The organism is Micromonospora sp. CA-248260 (genome assembly GCF_050942205.1).
GTDB classification, from domain to species: domain Bacteria; phylum Actinomycetota; class Actinomycetes; order Mycobacteriales; family Micromonosporaceae; genus Micromonospora; species Micromonospora antibiotica.
On the sequence record NZ_CP192021.1, the window covers coordinates 2,412,590 to 2,432,462 of the forward strand.

General features: G+C 72.2%; 20 protein-coding genes. 13 read left to right on the plus strand and 7 right to left on the minus strand.

Annotation, left to right across the window (positions count from 1 at the left end; genetic code table 11):
- Nucleotides 1–42: 42 nt before the first annotated feature.
- Nucleotides 43–657 (plus strand): DUF402 domain-containing protein, encoded by a 615-nt coding sequence (locus ACQP2H_RS10605; protein ID WP_433232433.1) that lies wholly within the window; start codon nt 43–45, stop codon nt 655–657.
- 88 nt (nt 658–745) lie between these two features.
- Here ACQP2H_RS10605 and ACQP2H_RS10610 read toward each other — a convergent pair whose 3' ends face one another.
- The 3 genes from ACQP2H_RS10610 to ACQP2H_RS10620 form a co-directional block, all read right to left on the minus strand.
- Entirely contained in the window at nt 746–1,693 is a 948-nt protein-coding gene (locus ACQP2H_RS10610) for a permease prefix domain 1-containing protein (protein WP_219469598.1), read from the minus strand.
- Nucleotides 1,690–2,031: a PadR family transcriptional regulator gene (locus ACQP2H_RS10615; protein WP_219469601.1), complete on the minus strand. Its 342-nt coding sequence runs from the start codon at nt 2,029–2,031 to the stop codon at nt 1,690–1,692. The genes ACQP2H_RS10610 and ACQP2H_RS10615 overlap by 4 nt, the downstream gene beginning before the upstream one ends.
- Nucleotides 2,032–2,149: 118 nt before the next feature.
- Nucleotides 2,150–2,740, minus strand: a complete 591-nt coding sequence (locus ACQP2H_RS10620) for a hypothetical protein (protein WP_357535884.1) — start codon at nt 2,738–2,740, stop codon at nt 2,150–2,152.
- Between the two features lie 144 nt (nt 2,741–2,884).
- On the opposite strand from ACQP2H_RS10620, the gene ACQP2H_RS10625 reads away from it, so the two are divergent.
- Both ACQP2H_RS10625 and ACQP2H_RS10630 read left to right on the plus strand, forming a co-directional pair.
- Nucleotides 2,885–3,898, plus strand: a complete 1,014-nt coding sequence (locus tag ACQP2H_RS10625) for a protein kinase domain-containing protein (protein WP_433232438.1) — start codon at nt 2,885–2,887, stop codon at nt 3,896–3,898.
- Between the two features lie 55 nt (nt 3,899–3,953).
- A complete protein-coding gene (locus ACQP2H_RS10630) occupies nt 3,954–4,391 on the plus strand; it encodes a hypothetical protein (RefSeq protein WP_433232440.1) in 438 nt (145 codons plus the stop codon).
- On the opposite strand, the gene ACQP2H_RS10635 is transcribed toward ACQP2H_RS10630, so the two are convergent.
- Nucleotides 4,388–4,936 (minus strand): hypothetical protein, encoded by a 549-nt coding sequence (locus tag ACQP2H_RS10635; protein WP_219469602.1) that lies wholly within the window; start codon nt 4,934–4,936, stop codon nt 4,388–4,390. The genes ACQP2H_RS10630 and ACQP2H_RS10635 overlap by 4 nt on opposite strands.
- On the minus strand, nt 4,929–5,468 hold the full coding sequence (locus tag ACQP2H_RS10640) for an RNA polymerase sigma factor (RefSeq protein WP_208569443.1): 540 nt from the start codon (nt 5,466–5,468) through the stop codon (nt 4,929–4,931). The genes ACQP2H_RS10635 and ACQP2H_RS10640 overlap by 8 nt, the downstream gene beginning before the upstream one ends.
- 199 nt (nt 5,469–5,667) lie before the next feature.
- Between ACQP2H_RS10640 and ACQP2H_RS10645 the strand changes: the two genes are divergently transcribed.
- From ACQP2H_RS10645 to dnaE, 4 genes are all read left to right on the plus strand, one after another.
- Entirely contained in the window at nt 5,668–6,321 is a 654-nt protein-coding gene (locus tag ACQP2H_RS10645; RefSeq protein ID WP_219469605.1) for a TetR family transcriptional regulator, read from the plus strand.
- Between the two features lie 11 nt (nt 6,322–6,332).
- A complete protein-coding gene (locus ACQP2H_RS10650) occupies nt 6,333–7,916 on the plus strand; it encodes an MDR family MFS transporter (protein WP_255597956.1) in 1,584 nt (527 codons plus the stop codon).
- A 214-nt stretch (nt 7,917–8,130) separates the two neighbouring features.
- Nucleotides 8,131–9,450, plus strand: a complete 1,320-nt coding sequence (locus tag ACQP2H_RS10655; RefSeq protein WP_219469607.1) for a hypothetical protein — start codon at nt 8,131–8,133, stop codon at nt 9,448–9,450.
- A 242-nt stretch (nt 9,451–9,692) separates the two neighbouring features.
- Nucleotides 9,693–13,223 (plus strand): DNA polymerase III subunit alpha, encoded by a 3,531-nt coding sequence (gene dnaE / locus ACQP2H_RS10660; RefSeq protein WP_219469609.1) that lies wholly within the window; start codon nt 9,693–9,695, stop codon nt 13,221–13,223.
- A 161-nt stretch (nt 13,224–13,384) separates the two neighbouring features.
- On the opposite strand, the gene ACQP2H_RS10665 is transcribed toward dnaE, so the two are convergent.
- Nucleotides 13,385–14,245, minus strand: coding sequence for an SPFH domain-containing protein (locus ACQP2H_RS10665; protein WP_219469612.1), 861 nt, complete (start codon nt 14,243–14,245; stop codon nt 13,385–13,387).
- A gap of 56 nt (nt 14,246–14,301) precedes the next feature.
- Nucleotides 14,302–14,469 (minus strand): hypothetical protein, encoded by a 168-nt coding sequence (locus ACQP2H_RS10670; protein WP_357535872.1) that lies wholly within the window; start codon nt 14,467–14,469, stop codon nt 14,302–14,304.
- A 54-nt stretch (nt 14,470–14,523) separates the two neighbouring features.
- Between ACQP2H_RS10670 and ACQP2H_RS10675 the strand changes: the two genes are divergently transcribed.
- The 6 genes from ACQP2H_RS10675 (at nt 14,524) to ruvA (ending at nt 19,840) form a co-directional block, all read left to right on the plus strand.
- Complete coding sequence (locus tag ACQP2H_RS10675) at nt 14,524–15,561, plus strand: aminotransferase class V-fold PLP-dependent enzyme (protein ID WP_433232446.1); 1,038 nt, start codon at nt 14,524–14,526, stop codon at nt 15,559–15,561.
- 90 nt (nt 15,562–15,651) lie between these two features.
- A complete protein-coding gene (locus tag ACQP2H_RS10680; RefSeq protein ID WP_433232448.1) occupies nt 15,652–16,275 on the plus strand; it encodes a transcriptional regulator in 624 nt (207 codons plus the stop codon).
- A 155-nt stretch (nt 16,276–16,430) separates the two neighbouring features.
- The gene (locus tag ACQP2H_RS10685; protein ID WP_208569451.1) at nt 16,431–17,996 is read left to right on the plus strand and encodes an MFS transporter; all 1,566 of its coding nucleotides are present in this window, start codon (nt 16,431–16,433) and stop codon (nt 17,994–17,996) included.
- Between the two features lie 11 nt (nt 17,997–18,007).
- Nucleotides 18,008–18,616, plus strand: a complete 609-nt coding sequence (locus ACQP2H_RS10690) for a TetR/AcrR family transcriptional regulator (RefSeq protein ID WP_219469622.1) — start codon at nt 18,008–18,010, stop codon at nt 18,614–18,616.
- Nucleotides 18,617–18,713: 97 nt separating this feature from the next.
- The gene (gene ruvC / locus ACQP2H_RS10695) at nt 18,714–19,241 is read left to right on the plus strand and encodes a crossover junction endodeoxyribonuclease RuvC (protein ID WP_218108214.1); all 528 of its coding nucleotides are present in this window, start codon (nt 18,714–18,716) and stop codon (nt 19,239–19,241) included.
- A complete protein-coding gene (ruvA, locus tag ACQP2H_RS10700; RefSeq protein ID WP_208569454.1) occupies nt 19,238–19,840 on the plus strand; it encodes a Holliday junction branch migration protein RuvA in 603 nt (200 codons plus the stop codon). The genes ruvC and ruvA overlap by 4 nt, the downstream gene beginning before the upstream one ends.
- The last annotated feature ends 33 nt before the right edge of the window (nt 19,841–19,873 follow it).

Consider the following 19,873-nt stretch of genomic DNA (forward strand, 5'->3'; position numbering starts at 1 on the left):
CGTCTCGGACGACGTGATGGCGGCGGTGGACGCCTGACGGTCGTGCCGGCACACCGGTTCCCGCCGGGCGACGTGGTCGTCCGGCGGGAGATCCTGCGTGGTGAGGTCTGGCTCGGCTGCCCCACCATCTGCGTGGCGGACACCGACGACCTGTTGGCGCTCTATCTGCCGCCGGGTGCCGAGTTCGGCTTCCCGGAGCACGGCGAATTCCCCTGCGGCCGGCACCCGTGGCAGACGGCGGGGCACACCGCGTGGTCCGGGCACGGCAAGCTGATGCTGCACCGCCCGGGCGAGGCGCACTCGGTCGACGTCTTCTGGACCGGGCCGGACCGCACCTTCGCCGGCTGGTACTTCAACCTCCAGGACCCGCTGCGGCGTACCCCGATCGGGGTGGACACCCTCGACCACGAGCTGGACCTGTGGTGGGCGGCGGACGCCGACCGGTACGTCTTCAAGGACGTGGAGCTGTTCGCCCAGCGCCTCGTCGAGGGGCGTTACCCGGGCATGGCACAGGCGATCCGGGCCGAGGGGGACCGGATCGCCGCGCTGCTCGACGCGGGGCAGCGGTGGTGGGACGAGGGCTGGGCGCACTGGCGGCCGGAGCCGTCCTGGCCGGTGCCGCAGCTGCCGCCCGGCTGGGCTGCCGTGCCGTGTTGACCTGACCCGCCCCCGCGCGGGCCGGGGGTTCCCGGACCGTGCGACGGGCCCGGCGTGGGTACGCCGGGCCCGTCGGGTGCTGGTTCTTTCAGCGCGTCTGGCGGCGTGTCTTCACGGCGCTGTCGATCAGCCCCCAGACCACCACCCCGGCGGCGCTCAGCGCGATGACGACTCCGAGGGTGTCCCGGTTGTCCTGGTCGGCGAGCCAGCTCAGCCGGTCGGCCAGGGCCGGGTTGAGCAGCCGGTCGGAGAGCGCCAGCCAGGCCACCGGCACCGCGAACGCCACGTCGAGCAGGCCCTTCACCCCGAACAGCGGCCAGGTCCAGCGTCCGGTCCGGTACTTGACGATCTCGAACCCGATGCTGGCGGCCAGCACCACGATCAGCGCCGGCAGCCAGAACGACCACAGCGCCGGGTCGAGGATCGGGATGTTGCCGCCGTCGGTGTCGTGCACCCACGACTGGTAGTGCTGGAAGGGCAGGTATCCGATGGTCAGCGCCAGCATGGCCACCGAGGCGACGGTGTCGGCGAGGGAGACGTCCCGGTGGGTGGGTACGTCGGGGAGCTGGTCGACGGTCCAGCCGGGCATCGTGGTGCCCGGCTGGCAGCGTTCGATGAGGGCGAACGTCAGGGTGAGCCAGAAGGTGATCTGCACGCCCACCTGCATGGCGACGACGATCCCCCGGCCGATGGCGCCGAAGCCGTTGCCCTGTGCCACCTCGACGACCACGACGACCGTGCCGACGATCGCCGGGATGAAGCTGAGCAGCAGTTTGAGCAGCCGGAGCCAGACGAGGTAGTAGGTCGGGCCGATGAGCTGGAGCCGGCGGTCGGCGTACCGGGAGGCCAGCAGGTCCGGGTTGCCCAGCTCGGTGAGCACCTCCCGCTCGGCGGTGGCGGTGTGCTGGCCGCCGCCGCTCCGGTCCTCGATCATGTCCTCGATCGAGGCGCGCAACTCGGTGGCGATCTCGTCCCGACGCTCGGCGGGCACCGAGCGGAGCGTCGCCGCGAGGTAGCGGTCGGTCAGGGTGTTCATCGGTCGGCTCCTTCGATCAGCCCGGTCACGGAGGTCTGTACGGCGGCGAGGTCGTCGAGCAGGCGGGCCAGGACCGTCTCCCCGTCGGCGCTGGTGCGGTAGAACTTGCGCGGTCGGCTCTCCTGGGTGTTCCACTCGCTGGTCAGCAGCCCCTGCTCCTCGAGTCGTCGGAGCAGGGGATAGAGGGTGTTGGCGTCGACCGGGAAGCCGTGCCGGGTGAGGCGTTGCAGCAGCGCGTAGCCGTAGCCGGGTTGGCGCAGGGCCAGCAGGCTGGCCACCACCACCGTGCCGCGACGCAGCTCCTGGAGATGGGTCCGCAGGACCTCCTCGCTAATCATGTGTCACACCATACTGTGTGACACACACTAATGTCGAGGACGACAGCAATGTTGGCGATGCCACCATGCGAACCGAGGCGTCGGGGAGAACCCCCGACGCCCCGGCCCGGACCGGCGGTCAGCAGGAGTGGCCCTGGCGGAAGGCCCGCTCGACGTGATCCGCCAGCCCGACCTGGAAGTAGCCGACACCCGGCCGGATCGGGTGCCCGGTGAACAGCTCGACCCGGTTGCCGAACCGCACCAGGTAGGCCGTGGCGTCCCCGGCGTCGTTGTGGATCAGCGCGCCCCGCGGACCGTAGATCTGCTCCAGTTCGGCCCAGGACATGCCCACGCTCGCCCCGGCCGGCGAGCGGGGCGGTGCGGTGGCGGTGCCCACCTCGACCAGCCGCCCGTTGCGGAAGGCCACCATGATCACGCCGGCCCACTCACCGGTGACGCCGGCCGTGACCACGCCCTCGCAGTCGAGGGCCGTCCAGTCGATCAGTCCGGCCGAGGTGAGCCGGGTCAGTGACGCGCCGATCCGGAACGGTCCCGCCCCCCGGACGCTGAGCAGGTCGGTGCTGCCGGCCGGGCGGTCCGGCGAGAGGGCCACGGTGGCGCCGGGCCGGACCCCGGGGCCCGGCCCGGCGGCCCCGGCCGGGCCGGCCGGGACGACGGCGGCGGCCACGGCCAGCACGCCGGTGAGCAGGATGGTGGGAAGACGACGCATGACGGCACTCCTTCGCAGGTACGGGTCTGTCGTGCTGTTGGTCTCCGCCCGGCCGGATTCCGTTCGTCGTTTTCCTGACAGGTCCCGGATGCCCCGGACGCCGACAGCGGTCGATGCCGGTTACCGTGCGGTGGGGGTGGGGCGATGAGCACTCCGGCGTGGATCGGCTCCTACCGGATCGAGCGGCTGCTCGGCGCGGGCTCCTTCGCGACCGTCTGGCTCGGCCACGACCCGGTCCTCGACTCCCGGGTGGCGATCAAGGTGCTCGCCGAGAACTGGAGCCACGACCTGCGGGTACGGGAACGATTCCGGGACGAGGCCCGGCTGCTGCGGCGACTCGACCACCCCCGGCTGGCGCGGGTGCACGCGGTCGGTGAACTGCCCGACGGCCGACCGTACGCGGTGCTGGCCCTGGCCGACGGCGGCAGTCTGCGGGACCGGCTGGCCGCCGGACCGCTGCCGGTGCCGGTGGCCCTGGCCCTGCTCGACGAGATCGCCGCCGGGGTCGCCGTGCTGCACCGCCAGCGGGTGGTGCACCGCGACCTCACCCCGGGCAACGTGCTCTTCGCCTCGACCGCCGACGGCGAGCGGGTGGTCATCGCCGATCTGGGGCTGGCCAAGGCGCTCGCCGCCGCCTCCGGGCTGACCGCCCGCGCCGGCACCCCCGGCTACATGGCGCCCGAGCAGGACGATCCCCTCGCCGTGGTGGACACCCGCAGCGACGTGTTCGGGCTGGGCCGGCTCGGCCTGCGGCTGCTCGGCGGCCCCGACCAGCGCGTGGCCGGGGTGCGGTGGCGGCGGTGCTGCGGCGGGCCACCGCACCCCGCCCCGCCGACCGTCACTGCGACGCGGACGCCTTCCGGGCGGCGCTGCGCCAAGCCATCCGCCGGCCCGGCGACCCGGGCCCGGCGGGAGCACTGCCACCGGGGACCGGGTCCGCCGACGACGCTCCCCGCCCCGGCCGGGCCGGCCGCGCTCTCCACCGTGACCGCGCCGACCGCGCCGACCGCGCGGGTCGCGCGGGTCGCGCGGACCATGCGGATCGGGCGGGTCGGGCGGATCGGGTGGTGGCGGGGCCGTCGGGGTTCCGGCGGGGAGCCGCCCACCGGCTCCGCCTGGTCGGGGCCGCTGCCCTGGTGCTCGTCGCGGTGGGGGTGACCGCCGGCGACGCGGGCGCCCCGCGCCGGATGCCGGGCGGGGTCGCAGCGGCCCGGTGAGCGTCACCCTGCCGGCCGGCTGGCGGGCCGCCGGGACGGGCTGGGCCGGCCGGTACGACGAGCGGGGGCGGCTCGAACCGGCGCTGGTCGTCTCGCCCGACCCCGGCCGGTGGGCGACCGACCCGACGGTGCCCGGGGCCTTCGTCGGGCTCTCCGCCGGCCTGGCCCGGCAGACCACCCCGGCGGACTTCGTCGCGCAACGCCCGCACGCCGACTGCGTGGCCGGGCCCGTGCGGCGCACCCGGCGGGGCGGCGTGGAGTGGGTGGTCGCCGGGTTCAGCTGCCCGGCGGGGCGTCCGGTGCTGGTCGAGGCGGCGGCCCGCGCCGGCCGCGACGGCCTGCTCTATGCGCAGATCGTCCCGCCCCCGGGCGGCGGGCCGGAGTTCGTCGACACGCTGCTGGCCGGGGTGCGGGTCCGCCCGGCCGACGGTTAGACCACCACCACCGTGACCGGATATGTCTTGCCGCCCTGCGGGATGGTCACCTGCACCGTGCCGGAGTGGACGAAGCGGATGTCCACCACCCCGGCCTCGTAGTGGCTGGAGACCAGGTCCTCCCGGTCCACCTCGACCTCGCCGGGCCCGATCCCCTGGATGCGGAGCACCCCACCGACGCTCAGGCAGAGCGACTTCAACAGGGCCAACTCGGTGTCGGAGACCACCAGGTCGTAGCGGACCGGGCCGAGGCAGGCCTGCGGCCGGGGGCTCGTCGACGGCGGGCGGGTGCCGGCGGTCGGGGTCCGGCGTGGCGGCGAGGGGGTGTGCCGGGCCGACGGCGCGCTGACGGCGCTGACGACCGGGCCGGCCGAGGTGGGTACCGCCGTGGCCGGGGCGGTCGGGGCGGTCGGGGTCGCGGGGGCGACCGTCGGGGTCGCCGACCGGACCGGCAGCGGCGCGACCGGGGTCGGTCCGCAGGCCGTCACGGGTACGAGCGCCAGCAGGGTGATCAGCAGCCGGCCCGGCCAGGGGCGCTCACTCACCGGTCAGCCGTTGCCGGACCTGCCGGCGGGCCAGGTGGACCCGGGACTTCACGGTGCCCTCCGGCACGTCGAGCAGGGTGGCGATCTCCCGGTAGGGCAGGCCGAGCACGTCGCGCAGGGTCAGCGCCTCGGCGACCTCGGGGCGGACCGCGTCCAACGCGTCGAGCAGGTCGAGCCGGGTGCCGGCGACCACGCTGGTGCGCCGGGGGTCGGGTGGGTCGGGCAGCGGCACCCCATCGGCCTCGACCTGCCAGCGTCGACGCAGTGCCCGGTAGGTGGAGCGGGCCCGGTTGGCGGTGAGCTGGTAGAGCCAGGTGTGGAACGACGACCGGCCCTCGAACCGGTCGATGCCCCGGGCCACCGCGAGCAGGGCGTCCTGGCAGGCCTCCTCGGCGTCCTCCCGGTGCGGCAGCAGCCGGCCGCAGAGCCGCAGCACCTCGGGGCGCACCGCTGTCAGCAGCGCGTCGAGGGCACCCGGCTCGCCCCGGGCGGCGGCGCCGGCCAGGTCGTCTATGTCGTTCGCGAGGAGCATTCCGGTCCCTGTCCGCCGTGATGTGGTGCCGTAGAGGCTATGTCGCGGCACCGGCCCGGCGGGTTCCCGAGTCGGCCAGCCGACCGATGCGGCCGACCGCCGGACCGCCGGACGGGGAAGCTCACCTGCGGCCGGCCGAGTTTCATGTCACACCATGCAAGTTTGCAGTGGCTGCATCTTTGTTCCTAGGCTCCAGCACATGACCATCGACGAAGGGCTCGGGCGGCGGGACCGCAAGAAGCGTCAGACCCGCGCCGCGTTGGCCGCCGCCGCGCTGCGCCTGGTCGCCGAGCGGGGGCTCGACCAGGTCACGGTCGAGGAGATCAGCGAGGCGGCGGACGTCTCCGCCCGGACCTTCTTCAACTACTTCGCCACCAAGGACGACGCGCTGGTCGGCGACACCGAGGGGGACCGGGAACGGGTGCTGCGGGCGCTGGCCACCGTACCGGCGCAGGTGCCGGCGCTGACGGCGACCCGGTCGGCCCTGTCCGGCGTGATCGACGAGGTGGAGGGTGACGCCGCGTTGTGGCTGCTGCGGATGCAGGTGGTGATGCAGCACCCGGTGCTGCTGGCCCGGCTGGTCTCCGGCAACGCGGCGACCGAGCAGGCCATGGTCGAGGCGCTCGCGGCGCGCACCGGCCATTCGCCGGACGACGGCTATCCCGCCCTGGTGGTGGCGGTCACCGGAGCCGCGTTGCGGACCGCGATGGTCCGCTGGGCCACCGGCGGCGGGTCCCGCTCCCTGGCCGAACTGCTCGACGAGGCGTTCGCCGCCGTCGCCGCCGGGCTGCCCGACCCCCGTACCACCGACCAGCCCGGCGCGACCGCGCCGGGCGTGCACCGCACCCCGTGAGGAAACGTGTCATGACCGCAACTGCCGAGCCGATCCCGCCGACCGGGGCGGGTGCCGGCCGGATGTCCCGCCGGGAGATCCTCCAGGCACTCTCCGGCCTGATGGTGGGCATGTTCGTGGCGATCCTCGCCTCGACGGTGGTGGCGAACGCGCTGCCACGCATCATCGCCGAACTCCACGGCAGCCAGACCGTCTACACCTGGATCGTCACCACCGAGCTGCTGGCGATGACCGCCACCGTGCCGCTGTGGGGCAAGATGGCCGACCTCTACAGCAAGAAGCTGCTCATCCAGCTGTCGCTCGGCCTGTTCGTGCTCGGCTCGCTGATCGCCGGGCTCGCCCGCAACGTGGAGACCCTGCTCGCCAGCCGGATCGTGCAGGGCGTCGGCGCCGGCGGGATGACCGCCCTGGCGCTGATCGTGATGGCCGCCATGATCCCGCCCCGCGAGCTGGGCCGGTACGCCGGCATCTTCGGCGCCGTGTTCGGCGTCGGCACGATCGCCGGCCCGCTGATCGGCGGCGTCATGGTCGACACCTCCTGGCTGGGCTGGCGGTGGTGCTTCCTGATCGGCGTGCCGTTCAGCCTCATCTCGATCGTCCTGCTGCAACGCACCCTGCACCTGCCGGTGGTCCGCCGCAAGGCGCGCATCGACTGGTGGGGCGCCCTGCTGATCACCGCGGGCGTGTCCACCCTGCTGGTCTGGTCGTCGCTGGCCGGGCACCGGTTCGCCTGGGCCTCCGGCTGGACCGCGCTGATGGTCGTCGGTGGGCTGGTGCTGCTGGCCCTGGCGGTCTGGGTCGAGTCGAGGGTGCCCGAGCCGATCATCCCGCTGCGCATCTTCCGCAGCCGTACCGTCACGTTGACCACGGTCGCCAGCGTGCTGGTCGGGGTGGCCCTCTTCGGCGGCACGGTCTTCCTGTCGCAGTACTTCCAGACCTCGCTGGGCAAGTCGCCTACCGTCGCCGGCCTGATGAGCCTGCCGATGATCCTCGGCCTGCTGGTCTCCTCCACCGTCGCCGGTCAGCTCATCACCCGGTTCGGCCGGTGGAAGGTCTACCTGGTGGTCGGGGCGGCCGTGATGACCGTCGGGATGCTGCTGCTGAGCACCATCGACGCCGACACCGGCGTACCGCTGCTCTCGCTCTACATGGCGGTGCTCGGCACCGGCGTGGGCATGCTCATGCAGAACCTGGTCCTCGCCGCGCAGAACGACGTGCCCGCCCACGAGCTGGGCGCGGCCACCTCGGTGCTGACCTTCTTCCGCAGCATGGGCGGGGCGATCGGGGTCAGCGCCCTGGGCGCGGTGCTGGCCAACCGGGTCACCGGCCTGATGATCGAGCGGCTCGGCCCGGCCGCCGGCGCCACCGGCGGTGGCACCACCGAGGTGCCCGACCTGTCCGCGTTGCCCGCCCCGGTCCTGGCGATCGTGCGGGACGCGTACGCCACCGCCACCTCGGAGTTGTTCCTCATCGGTGCCCCGATCGCCCTGCTCGCCCTGATCGCGGTCCTGTTCATCCGGGAGAAGCCGCTGCACGAGGTCAGTGGCGACGAACGGGCCGAGCAGGAGGCGGCGGCCCTGACCGCGATGCACTGACGTCGTCGACGACGGTCCCGCGCCCAGTCTCCGGCCCGGGACCGTCGTCGACGACCAGCGGGGGACCATCGGGTCCGGGGAGCCACCCGTAGTCGATCGTGACCGAACTCGGCGGCCCCGTGCTGCGGTGTCGTCGGGAGTGGATCTCCGGCGCAGGGGACTAGGTGGTTTCTGCCGATGCGAGCCGGCTGAGCACCTTGGCAGGATCGGCTCCATGAGCGAACCAGCGAACGACAAGAAGTCCGGTAGGAGGAGGTGGGTGTCGCTGAGTGTTCGAGCCAGGGCGGCCCTCGCGGTGCTGGTGGCCGGCGTGCTGCTCGCCCCGGCGGTGCCGGCGACGGCAGCGCCACCGGCCGAAGGGCCGCCGACAGCGGGGGCGGCGGCGGGGCCCGCCCGGTCGACACTGGTCAGCCCCTGCCAGTTGCCCACGCCGGTGACCGGGTGGCAGCACGAGGGGCCGACCAACTACACCACCTGGCTGCCGCCGACCGGCACCGTCCGGGGCATCGTGCTGTTCGTGGACTTCATCAACGCGGCCCCGGTCAGCGGGGAGCGGGCCGGCCGGACCAGCACGTTCGGCGCCGCCCCGAACGTCTTCACCCAGTCCTCGTACGGTGCGCTGAACCTCCAGTTGACCTTCGACACCACGTGGCGGCACATCCCGCAGACCCACGGCAGCTTCGCCGGCTACAAATCGAACTTTTCCATCCAGCGGTCGTACCTGGCCGCCGCGGTGGCCGCCGCGGACTCCGCGATCGACTTCAGCCTCTACCAGATCGTCTACGTGGTGCCGCCGAAGTCCGCGACGACCTTCGACATATCGCCGGCCTGGGTCGCGGCCCCCGGTGACGGAGTGACCGCCGACGGGGTCGAACTGCGCCATGCCGTCACCTTCGGTCAGGACGTCGACTACTGGGGCTACAAGATCCTCAACCACGAGACCGGGCACCTCTTCGGGCTGCCGGACCTCTACTCGTACAACTCGGCCGACAGCATCCACCGGGCGGTGGGCGGCTGGGACCTGATGGGCCTCATCTCCGCCCGGGCTCCCGACCTGTTCGCCTGGCACAAGTGGAAGGCGGGCTGGCTCACCGACTCCCAGATCGACTGCCGGACCACGACGGGGAGCGCGTCGGCGGTCCTGACCCCCCTGGGTACGACCGGTGGCACCAAGGCGGTGGTCGTCCACACCGGCGGGAACACCGCCGTGGTGGTGGAGAACCGGCAGATCAGCGCGCTCGACGTGTCGTCGGGTTGCTTCCAGCCCGGAGTGCTGGTCTACCGGGTGACCACCTCGGTGTTCAGCGGGGGTGCCTCGCCCGGCGGGAGCGTTCCCCCCATCGGCGGGCCCTTCCCGGTCGAGGTGGTCGACCGCACCCCGGGCTCGGATGTCACCAGTTGTGGCACGGACGAGAAGGCGCTGGTCAACGCCACCCTCACCGCGATCGGCCACACCGTCACCTACGGCGGGGTGACCGTGCAACTGACCGCCACCCCCGGGAACAACCGTCAGGTCTCCGTCACCGTCGTCTGATCCGCGGGTGACGCCGGTGGGCGTCGTGGGGGTGCCCCCGCCCGACCGGGCGGGGGCAGCCCTGTCCGCGTCGGCGTCGGGCTTTGCGGGGCCGCGCGGTGACTGTCGGTGTACGGCGTGCGGGACCGCACGACCTCCGCGCGGAGGTCTCCGCGCGGCGGGTTCAGTGGCTTCTCCGGGCGGCGCTATCGTGGACCGGCCTGATCTCGTGACCCATGATCCGATCCGGGGGGATTCCACGCATGGGCGATTCGTTCGCGCATCTGCACGTGCACACCGAGTACTCGATGCTCGACGGGGCGGCCCGGTTGAAGGACCTCTTCGCCGAGGCCAACCGGCTGGGGATGCCGGCGGTGGCGATCACCGACCACGGCAACATGCACGGCGCGAACGACTTCTACAAGCAGGCCATGGCGGCCGGGATCACCCCCATCCTGGGCGTCGAGGCGTACGTGGCGCCGGAGTCGCGCTATCACAAGGCGCGGGTCAAGTGGGGCCGGCCGGAGCAGAAGAGCGACGACATCTCCGGTAACGGCGCGATCACCCACAAGACCATGTGGGCGCGCAACGCGCAGGGCCTGAAGAACCTGTTCACCCTCAACTCCCGGGCCTCCATGGAGGGCCACTACGTCAAGTGGCCCCGGATGGACATGGAGCTGATCGCCGAGCACGCCGAGGGGATCATGGCGACCACCGGCTGCCCGTCCGGCGCGGTGCAGACCCGGCTGCGGCTCGGCCAGTTCGACGAGGCGCTCAAGGTCGCCGCCGCCTACCAGGACATCTTCGGCAAGGAGAACTACTTCCTGGAGATCATGGACCACGGGCTCTCCATCGAGCAGCGGGTCCGTGAGGATCTGATCACCATCGCCCGCAAGCTGGACATCCCGCCGGTGGTCACCAACGACTCGCACTACACCCACGAGGCGCAGGCCGAGGCGCACGACGTGCTGCTCTGCGTGCAGACCGGCAGCAACGTCGCCGACCCCAACCGGTTCCGGTTCGAGGGCGGCGGCTACTTCGTCAAGTCCGCCGACCAGATGCGCGCGGTCGACTCCTCGGAGTTCTGGCAGCAGGGCTGCCGCAACACCCTGCTGGTGGCCGAGAAGGTCGACCCGAGCGGGATGTTCGAGTTCCACAACCTGATGCCGCGCTTCCCGGTGCCCGAGGGGGAGACCGAGGAGTCCTGGTTCCGCAAGGAGACGTTCAAGGGGTTGGCCCGCCGCTACCCCGGGGGCATCCCCGAGGGCCACGTGGTGCAGGCCGAGTACGAGCTGGGCGTCATCAACCAGATGGGCTTCCCGTCGTACTTCCTGGTGGTCGCCGACTTCATCCAGTGGGCCAAGAACCAGGGCATCGCGGTCGGCCCGGGGCGTGGCTCGGCAGCCGGTTCGCTGGTCGCGTACGCGTTGGGCATCACCGACCTGGACCCGATCCCGCACGGCCTGATCTTCGAGCGGTTCCTCAACCCCGAGCGGGTCTCGATGCCGGACGTCGACATCGACTTCGACGAGCGTCGGCGCGGCGAGGTGATCAAGTACGTCACCGACAAGTGGGGCGAGGACAAGGTCGCGCAGATCGCCACCTTCGGCACGATCAAAGCGAAGGCCGCGATCAAGGACTCGGCCCGGGTCCTCGGCTTCCCCTACGCGGTCGGCGACCGGATCACCAAGGCGATGCCCCCGGCGGTGATGGGCAAGGACATCCCGCTCACCGGCATCTTCGACCCCAAGCACCCCCGGTACGCCGAGGCCGGCGAGATCCGGGGCCTCTACGAGTCCGACCCGGACGTCCGCAAGGTGATCGACACCGCCAAGGGCATCGAGGGGCTGATCCGGCAGACCGGGGTGCACGCCGCCGGGGTGATCATGTCGGCCGAGCCGATCATCGAGCACATCCCGCTGACCCGCCGGGACGCCGACGGGGCGATCATCACCCAGTTCGACTACCCGACCTGCGAGTCGCTCGGGTTGTTGAAGATGGACTTCCTCGGCCTGCGCAACCTGACGATCATCGACGACGCGGTCAAGAACATCCAGCTCAACCACGGTCGGGAACTCGACCTGCTGGGCCTGGAGCTGGACGACAAGCCCGCCTACGAGCTGCTCGCCCGGGGCGACACCCTGGGCGTGTTCCAGCTCGACGGCGGGCCGATGCGTTCGCTGCTGCGGCTGATGAAGCCGGACAACTTCGAGGACATCTCCGCCGTGCTGGCGCTCTACCGGCCGGGCCCGATGGGTGTCGACTCGCACACCAACTACGCGCTGCGCAAGAACGGCCTCCAGGAGATCACCCCGATCCACCCGGAGCTGGAGGAGCCGCTGCGGGAGATCCTGGCGCCCACCCACGGCCTGATCGTCTACCAGGAGCAGGTGCAGCGCGCCGCGCAGATCCTCGCCGGCTACACCCTCGGCCAGGCGGACCTGCTGCGCCGGGCGATGGGCAAGAAAAAGAAGGAGATCCTCGACAAGGAGTTCATCCCGTTCCGGGACGGCTGCCGCGAACGCGGCTACTCCGACCAGGCCATCCAGGCGGTCTGGGACGTCCTGGTGCCGTTCGCCGGGTACGCCTTCAACAAGGCGCACTCCGCGGCGTACGGCCTGGTGTCGTACTGGACGGCGTACCTCAAGGCGCACTACCCGGCCGAGTACATGGCGGCGCTGCTGACCTCAGTCGGTGACGACAAGGACAAGATGGCGCTCTACCTGTCGGAGTGCCGCCGGATGCGCATCCAGGTGCTGCCGCCGGACGTGAACACCTCGGCCGGCCCGTTCACCCCGGTCGGCAAGGACATCCGCTTCGGCCTGGCCGCGGTCCGCAACGTCGGGGCGAACGTGGTCGCGGCGATCATGCGATGCCGCGAGGAGAAGGGCGAGTACGCCGACTTCTACGACTTCCTGTCCAAGGTCGACGCGGTGGTCTGCAACAAGAAGACCATCGAATCACTGATCAAGGCGGGTGCGTTCGACTCGCTGGGGCACACCCGCAAGGGCCTGCTCGCCGTGCACGCCGACGCCATCGACGCCTTCGCCGACGTCAAGCGCAAGGAGGCCGTCGGCCAGTACGACCTGTTCGGGGCGGGCTTCGGTGACGCCGACACCGGCAGCACCACCGTGATGCCGACCATCGGCGACGCGGAGTGGGACAAGCGGGACAAGCTCGCCTTCGAACGCGAGATGCTCGGCCTCTACGTCTCCGACCATCCGCTGTTCGGGCTGGAACACGTCCTCGGCGCGGCGGCCGACACCACCATCGCCGCGCTGTCGGAGGAGGGCACCGTCCCGGACGGGGCGGTGGTCACCCTGGCGGGCATCCTCTCCGGCGTGCAGCGCCGGGTCACCAAGCAGGGGCGGGCCTGGGCGTCGGCGGCCCTGGAGGACCTGGCCGGCGGGGTGGAGACGCTGTTCTTCCCGAACACCTACGAGGTGATCGGCCAGTACATCGCCGAGGACGCGATCGTGGTGGTCAAGGGCCGGGTGGACCGGCGTGACGACACCCCCCGGATCATGGCGATGGACATGTCCATGCCGGACGTCAGCAGCACCCCCGGCAGTAAACCGGTGACGCTGACCATCCCGGTGCACCGCTGCACGCCACCGCTGGTGGAACGGCTCAAGGAGACCCTGGTGCTGCACCCGGGCGACACCGAGGTGCACGTCAAGCTGCTCAACGGCGGCAAGGTGACCACCCTGCGGCTCGGACCGTTCCGGGTGGCCGCCACCACCGCGCTGATGGGCGACCTCAAGAGCGTCCTCGGCCCCGCCAACGTCAGCTGACCCGCTGGCAGGTCAGCTCCACGTCGGTCGGCGGCAAGATCGTGCTCGATCCTTGTTCCGGTGGTTTCCCCCTGCGCGGATGCCACTACAACAAGGATCGAGCGGCCAGCGCGTCGTCCCCGCACGACAGCGCGGCGCTCGTCGCACAGACCGGCCGGTCGTCACTTGCCGCCGGTGACGATGCCCGGGTTGATGCACAGCCCGGGGGTGGAGCCGTTCTTCTCGGCGATCTCCAGGCAGCGGGACACCTTGTCGACCTTGGCGTTGGTCTCGGTGATCTGTTTCTGGATCTCGGCGTTCTTGCGGTCCTGTTCGAGGTTGCGGGTCTGGGCGAGCTTGTCCTGGAAGGCCTTGATGTTGCCCTCGGTCTTGTCGTCGTGGTTGACCCGGGTGATGGTGACGGACAGGATGTCGACGTCGCCGGAGAGCCGGCCCTCGGCGTTGCCCCGGATGCCCTCGGCGAACGGCTTCAGGTCGACGTTCAGGTTGCCCGTCCGGGCGTCGATCTTCTCCAGCGGGTTGTAGGTGGCGAAGGCGTCGTTGACCGCGCTGTCCAGCTGCACCCCCACCCGCTGGCCCCGGAAGCTCTCGAAGTCGCCCTTGTAGTCCATGAACTGCTTCGGCGCGTTCTCGGGCTTGACCTGCCACTCGATCAGCACTTCCACGCAGGCGTCGGCGAGGGTGCCGGTGCGGACCCGGACACACTGGTCGCCGCCGATGTGGTCGTACTTCTGCCGGCCGGCGTCCCACTCGCCGACCTTCTGCCAGGGGGCGACCCACTTCAGACCGGAGCCGGTGACCTCGCCGGTCGGCTTGTTGAAGCTGGTGACGATGCCGACCGAGCGGATCGGCACGGAGTGCGCGCTCGCTCCCACGCCGAAGAGCACTGTTCCGGCCAGGCAGCCGAGCGCGACCAGCGCGGCGATGCGCTTGACGCCCGGGTTGCGGGCGATGAGCAGCACCGCACCGGCGATCGCCAGCCCGATGGCGAGAATGACGGCGAACGTGAAGCCGACCGGCATGGAGGATCACCCTTCCGGGTTGGTCACAATGTTGATCTTCAACCTAGGGCACCCTGTCAAGCCCGGACCAGCACTGTGGCCTGCCGAGGCTCCCGCCACTGCCGTCCCGCCCGACCCAGGACCACGGCCAGGACCAGCGCCCGACCCAGGACCACGGCCAGGAGCAGGGCCCGACCCAGGGCCAGGGCGGACCAGGACCAGGACCAGGGCCCGGTCCGGGCCACCCGGCCCGGATTGGCGCTGACGCGCGGGCGGGGGGAGTGGCTAGCGTCGGTGGCATGGAGCTGGAACAGGCACGCGAGCTGTGGCAGCCGGAGCCGGGCTGGTTGAACACCGCCAGCTACGGGCTCCCACCCGAGCCGGTCTGGACGGCGGTGCAGGGCGCGCTGGCCGACTGGCGGGTGGGGCGTACCTCGTGGGAGGGGTGGGGAGAGGCGACCGGGCGGTCCCGGGAGGCCTTCGCCGGGCTGATCGGGGTGCCGGTGGCGGACGTCGCGGTGGCCAGCACCGTGTCGCAACTGCTCGCGCCGATCGCCGCCGCCCTGCCCGCCGGTGCCACCGTGGTCGTCCCGGAGGTCGAGTTCACCTCCAACCTGTTCCCCTGGCTGGTGCAGCAGGAGCGCGGGGTGCGGGTGCGTACCGTGCCGTTGGCTGGTCTGCGGGACGCGATCGACGCCGGCACCGACCTGGTGGCGTTCAGTCTGGTGCAGTCCGCCGACGGGGCCGTCGCCCCGTACGCCGAGATCGTGGCCGCCGCCCGCGCGCACGACGCGTTGGTGGTGGTGGACGCCACCCAGGCGTGCGGGTGGCTGCCGTTCGACGGGTCGCTGGCCGACGCGGTCGCGGTGGGGACGTACAAGTGGCTGATGTCGCCGCGCGGCTCGGCGTTGGCCTATCTGGCTCCGGCGCTGCGGGAGCGGATGCGGCCGGACGCCGCCGGCTGGTACGCGGGTAAGGACCCGCACTCCACCTACTACGGTCCGCCGCTGCGGTTGGCCGACGACGCCCGCCGGTTCGACATCTCCCCGGCCTGGTTCAGCTGGGTGGGCACCGCGCCGGCCCTGGAACTGGTCGCCGCGCTCGGCCCGGCGGTGATCGGCGCGTACGACGTGGGGTTGGCTAACCGCTTCCTGGCCGGGCTGGGTAGACCACCGGGGCGCAGCGCGATCGTCGCGGTGGAGGTGCCCGACGCGCGGCAGCGGCTGGCGCGGGCCGGGGTCCGGGCGGCGGTGCGCGCCGGGCAGGTCCGGGTCGCGTTCCACCTCTACACCACAGAGGCGGACGTGGACCTGGCGTTGACGGCGTTGACGGACTGAGCCGCCGCAGATAATCCACCGACGGCGCATCCAGACCGTGCCGTCCGGGCGAATCCCCTGGTAATGGTGAGCTACCCGGGGGTGCGTCTGGTGTTGACAGATCCGATGCCGGTGGAGGCCGTCGAGACGACCCGCAGGCGGCTCGCGGCAGCCGCCGAGGACCTCGACGCCAACCTGGTCGCCGCGCTGGTGCTGGAGTTCGCCGCCGACGCCGGGGTGGGGGCGGCCTGGGAACGGCTCTGCGTGCCGATGCTGGCCGGGCTGCGGGGGCGCGACGCCGCCGAGATCGCCGTCGAGCACGCCCTGTCCGAGGGCATCCGGATCGGGCTGGACGTGCACCGCCGTGCTCCCGTGCGGCAGTTGCGCGCCGACGGTGTGCTGCTCGCCGGTGCCGAGCACGAGGCGCACTGCCTGGGCCTGCACGCGGTGGCCGCCGCGCTGCGCGAGCAGGGTCGGGGCTGCCTGCACCTGGGGCCGGACCTGCCCTGGGCGGCGCTGCGTTCCGCCGTGCTGCGGGCCCGCCCTCAGGTCGTGGTGGTCTGGTCGCAGACGCCGGTCACCGGCCGCGCGTACCGTCTGGTCCGCTTCGGCCGCGATGTCCCGGGGGTACGCGTGTACGCCGCCGGGCCGGGCTGGATCGGGCCCCTGCCGCCCCCGGCGACCCGGTTGACCAGCTTCTCCGCTGCCCTGGCCGCGTGCGGTGTGCCGGCCTGAGTCGCGCTTCGACCGTCCAGGGTGGCGTGACCCGCACCACATCCGATACGAACCGGTGCCGTATCGAAACATCCCCCTCGTAAGGTGAGTGTCGTTACGAGTCTGCCCCGTATCGTATTGCCGGTACGGGTGAACCGGGGGGAGCACCGGAGCGTATGCAACCGCACGAGAACACCGGACATCCGAGACGATGGGCGATCCTCGGCGTGCTGGTGGTCAGCCTGCTCGTCGTCGTCCTCGACAACACCATCCTCAACGTCGCGCTGCGTACCCTGGCCGACCCGGTGCACGGTCTCGGGGCCAGCCAGGGCGAGCTGGAATGGGCGATCAACTCCTACACCCTCGTCTTCGCCGGCCTGCTGTTCACCTTCGGGGTGCTCGGGGACCGGGCCGGCCGCCGCCGGTTCCTGCTCATCGGCCTGGTCCTGTTCGGCCTGTCGTCCCTGCTGTCGGCGTACGCGCAGAGCCCCGGCCAGCTGATCGCGGCCCGCGCCCTGATGGGCATCGGTGGCGCGGCGATCATGCCGGTCACCCTGTCGATCATCTCCAACGTGTTCGACCCCCGGGAACGGGGCCGCGCGATCGGCGTCTGGGCCGGCGCGGTCGGCCTGGCGGTGGCGATCGGCCCGATCCTCGGCGGCGCGCTGCTGGAGCACTTCTGGTGGGGCTCGGTCTTCCTGATCAACGTGCCGGTGGTGGTACTCGGCGTGCTGCTGGTCGCCCTGCTGGTGCCCGAGTCCCGCGACCCCCGGCCCGGCCGGGTCGACATCCTCGGCGTGCTGCTGTCGGTCGTCGGACTGGTCGCGCTGACCTACGGCATCATCGACGGCGGCGAGCACGGCTTCGGCCGGCCCACGGTCTGGGCCGCCATCCTGGGCGGAGTGGCGGTGCTGGCCTGGTTCGTCGAGCACGAGCGGCGCAGCGACCACCCGTCGCTGGACGTCCGGCTGTTCCGGGTGCCCCGGTTCGCCGCGCCGGTGGCGATCGTCGGCCTGGTCTTCTTCGCCGCGATGGGCGTGATGTTCTTCAGCTCGTTCTACATGCAGCTGGTCCGGGGCTACAGCCCGTTGGAGACCGGCCTGTTCTTCCTGCCGTTCGCCGGGGCCCAGTTGGTCTTCGCGCCGCGCAGCGCCGCGATGGTGCGCCGGTACGGCGGCCGGGCGGTCGCCACGGTCGGCCTCGTGCTGACCGCCGTGGCGCTGGCCGCGTTCGCCTTCATCGACGCCACCACGCCGATCTGGGTGGTGCTAGTGGCCTTCTTCCTCCAGGGCGTCGGGATGGCGAACATCATGCCCCCGGCCACCGAGTCGATCATGTCGGCGCTGCCCCGGGAGAAGGCCGGCGTCGGCTCGGCGGTCAGCAACACCGTCCGCCAGGTCGCCGGCGCGCTGGGCGTCGCGGTCCTCGGCTCGGTGCTGTCCGCCGTCTACCGGCAGGACATCGCCGCGACCGTCGACAGCCTGCCCGCCCCCGCCCGGGAGGCGGCCACCGAGTCGGTCTCCGGGGCGTACGCGGCGGCGGCGCAGGTCGGCCCGGCGGCACCGAAGCTGATCGCGGCGGCCAACGACGCGTTCGTCTCGGCCATGCACTGGGCGGCGGCGATCTCCGCGGTGGTGGCCGCCCTCGGCATCCTCATCGTGCTGCGCTGGATGCCAGGCCGCACCGCCACGGCCACCGACGCGACGCCGGTGGCGGAGCGGGAACTGGCCGCAACCACATAGGGCCGGGAACAATGTCTGACATGAACCCCACCGCCGATGCTCCGCGGTCGCCCGGGCGACCGCGGAGCGTCCGCGCGGACGAGGCCATCATCGAGGCCACCCTGGACCTGCTCGCCGAGGGCAGCACCCTCGAGGCACTGTCGATCGAGGCGATCGCGGCCCGCGCCGGGGTGGGCAAGGCCACCATCTACCGCCGCTGGCCCGGCAAGGACGCCCTGCTGCTCGACGCCCTGCGCCGGCTCAAGGGGGTGGTCCCCCAGCCGGCCGGGCACTCCGTGCGCGACGACCTGGTGCTGCTGGTCGGTGCGGTCGGGCACAACATCGACCCCCGGGCCGAGCGGATCATGCCGTGCCTGGTGCCCGAGGTGAACCGCAGCCCGGACCACTTCCAGCTCTACCAGAACATCATCGAGCCCCGCCGCAAGATCATGCGGGAGGTGCTCCGCCGGGGCGTGGCCACCGGCGAACTGCGCGCCGATCTCGACATCGAGGTGGCCATGGCGCTGCTCACCGGGCCGATGCTGGTCCAGCGGCTGCTGCGCTGGCATCCGGAGCTGGACGACCGGTTGCTCCCCGAACGGGTCGTCGACGGCGTGCTCGACGGCCTGCGTACCCGCTGAGACCCACCGGTGGGCGGCGTGTCCGCCCACCGGCGTGTCGGGGTGGACCAGTAGGGTGTCGAACACCCGTACTGTCGAGGGGCCTGGAGGAGACGGCGTGCGTGTGCTGGGCGTCGACCCGGGGCTGACCCGGTGCGGGGTCGGCGTGGTCGAGGGCGTGCCGGGCCGCCCCTGCTCGCTGGTCGCCTACTACGTCGTCTACACCGATCCCGCCGACGACCTGTCGCTGCGCCTGCTGCACCTGGACCGGTCGTTGACCGACCTGGTGGCCGAGCACCGGCCCGACGCGGTCGCCGTGGAGCGGGTGTTCAGCCAGCACAACGTGCGCACCGTGATGGGCACCGCCCAGGCCAGCGGGATCGCCGTGCTGGCCGGGGCGCGGGCCGGGCTGCCGGTGCAGACCTACACGCCGAGCGAGGTCAAGGCCGCGGTGACCGGGTCCGGTCAGGCCGACAAGAAGCAGATGACCGCCATGGTCACCCGGCTGCTGCGGCTGGCCGAGCCGCCCAAGCCGGCCGACGCGGCGGACGCCCTGGCCCTGGCCATCTGCCACGTGTGGCGGGGCGGCACCCGGTCCAAGCTGGCCGAGGCCGCCGACCGGGTACGACGAGGAGGAGCACGATGATCGCCAGCGTGCGCGGCACGGTGACCGCGACCGGTCCGGACCATGCCGTGGTGGAGGTCGGGGGGATCGGCCTGGCGGTGCAGTGCGCCCCCGGCACCCTGGCCGAGCTGCGGGTCGGCCAGCCGGCCCGGCTCGCCACCAGCCTGGTGGTCCGGGAGGACTCGCTCACCCTCTACGGCTTCGCCGACGACGACGCCAAGCAGCTGTTCGAGCTGCTCCAGACGGCCAGCGGGGTCGGCCCGCGGCTGGCCCAGGCGGTGCTGGCCGTGCACACCCCGGACGCGGTGCGCAAGGCCATCGCCAACGCCGACACCGCCGCCCTGACCCGGGTCCCGGGGATCGGCAAGAAGGGCGCCGAGCGGCTGGTCCTGGAGCTGCGTGACCGGATCGGTCCGGTGCCGGTGGGGCCCGACGGCGCGGCCGGGGTGACCGCCGGGGCCTGGCCGGACCAGGTCCGCCAGGCGCTGGTCGGGCTCGGCTGGACGGCCGGGCAGGCCGACCAGGCGGTGGCCGCCGTGGCGGAGACCGTCGACGGCCCCACCCCGCCGGTGCCGGTCCTGCTCAAGCAGGCCATCCGACTGCTCGGCCGGACCCGATGACCGCCGTGGCGCGGTCGCGGCCGGGGCGGCCGG

Coding starts and splice junctions, on each gene's coding strand:
- ACQP2H_RS10610 (WP_219469598.1), bottom strand. CDS start 1,693: ATGAACACCCTGACCGACCGCTACCTCGCGGCGACGCTCCGCTCGGTG.
- ACQP2H_RS10615 (WP_219469601.1), bottom strand. CDS start 2,031: ATGATTAGCGAGGAGGTCCTGCGGACCCATCTCCAGGAGCTGCGTCGC.
- ACQP2H_RS10620 (WP_357535884.1), bottom strand. CDS start 2,740: ATGCGTCGTCTTCCCACCATCCTGCTCACCGGCGTGCTGGCCGTGGCC.
- ACQP2H_RS10625 (WP_433232438.1), top strand. CDS start 2,885: ATGAGCACTCCGGCGTGGATCGGCTCCTACCGGATCGAGCGGCTGCTC.
- ACQP2H_RS10640 (WP_208569443.1), bottom strand. CDS start 5,468: ATGCTCCTCGCGAACGACATAGACGACCTGGCCGGCGCCGCCGCCCGG.
- ACQP2H_RS10645 (WP_219469605.1), top strand. CDS start 5,668: ATGACCATCGACGAAGGGCTCGGGCGGCGGGACCGCAAGAAGCGTCAG.
- ACQP2H_RS10650 (WP_255597956.1), top strand. CDS start 6,333: ATGACCGCAACTGCCGAGCCGATCCCGCCGACCGGGGCGGGTGCCGGC.
- ACQP2H_RS10655 (WP_219469607.1), top strand. CDS start 8,131: ATGAGCGAACCAGCGAACGACAAGAAGTCCGGTAGGAGGAGGTGGGTG.
- dnaE (WP_219469609.1), top strand. CDS start 9,693: ATGGGCGATTCGTTCGCGCATCTGCACGTGCACACCGAGTACTCGATG.
- ACQP2H_RS10665 (WP_219469612.1), bottom strand. CDS start 14,245: ATGCCGGTCGGCTTCACGTTCGCCGTCATTCTCGCCATCGGGCTGGCG.
- ACQP2H_RS10675 (WP_433232446.1), top strand. CDS start 14,524: ATGGAGCTGGAACAGGCACGCGAGCTGTGGCAGCCGGAGCCGGGCTGG.
- ACQP2H_RS10685 (WP_208569451.1), top strand. CDS start 16,431: ATGCAACCGCACGAGAACACCGGACATCCGAGACGATGGGCGATCCTC.
- ACQP2H_RS10690 (WP_219469622.1), top strand. CDS start 18,008: ATGTCTGACATGAACCCCACCGCCGATGCTCCGCGGTCGCCCGGGCGA.
- ruvA (WP_208569454.1), top strand. CDS start 19,238: ATGATCGCCAGCGTGCGCGGCACGGTGACCGCGACCGGTCCGGACCAT.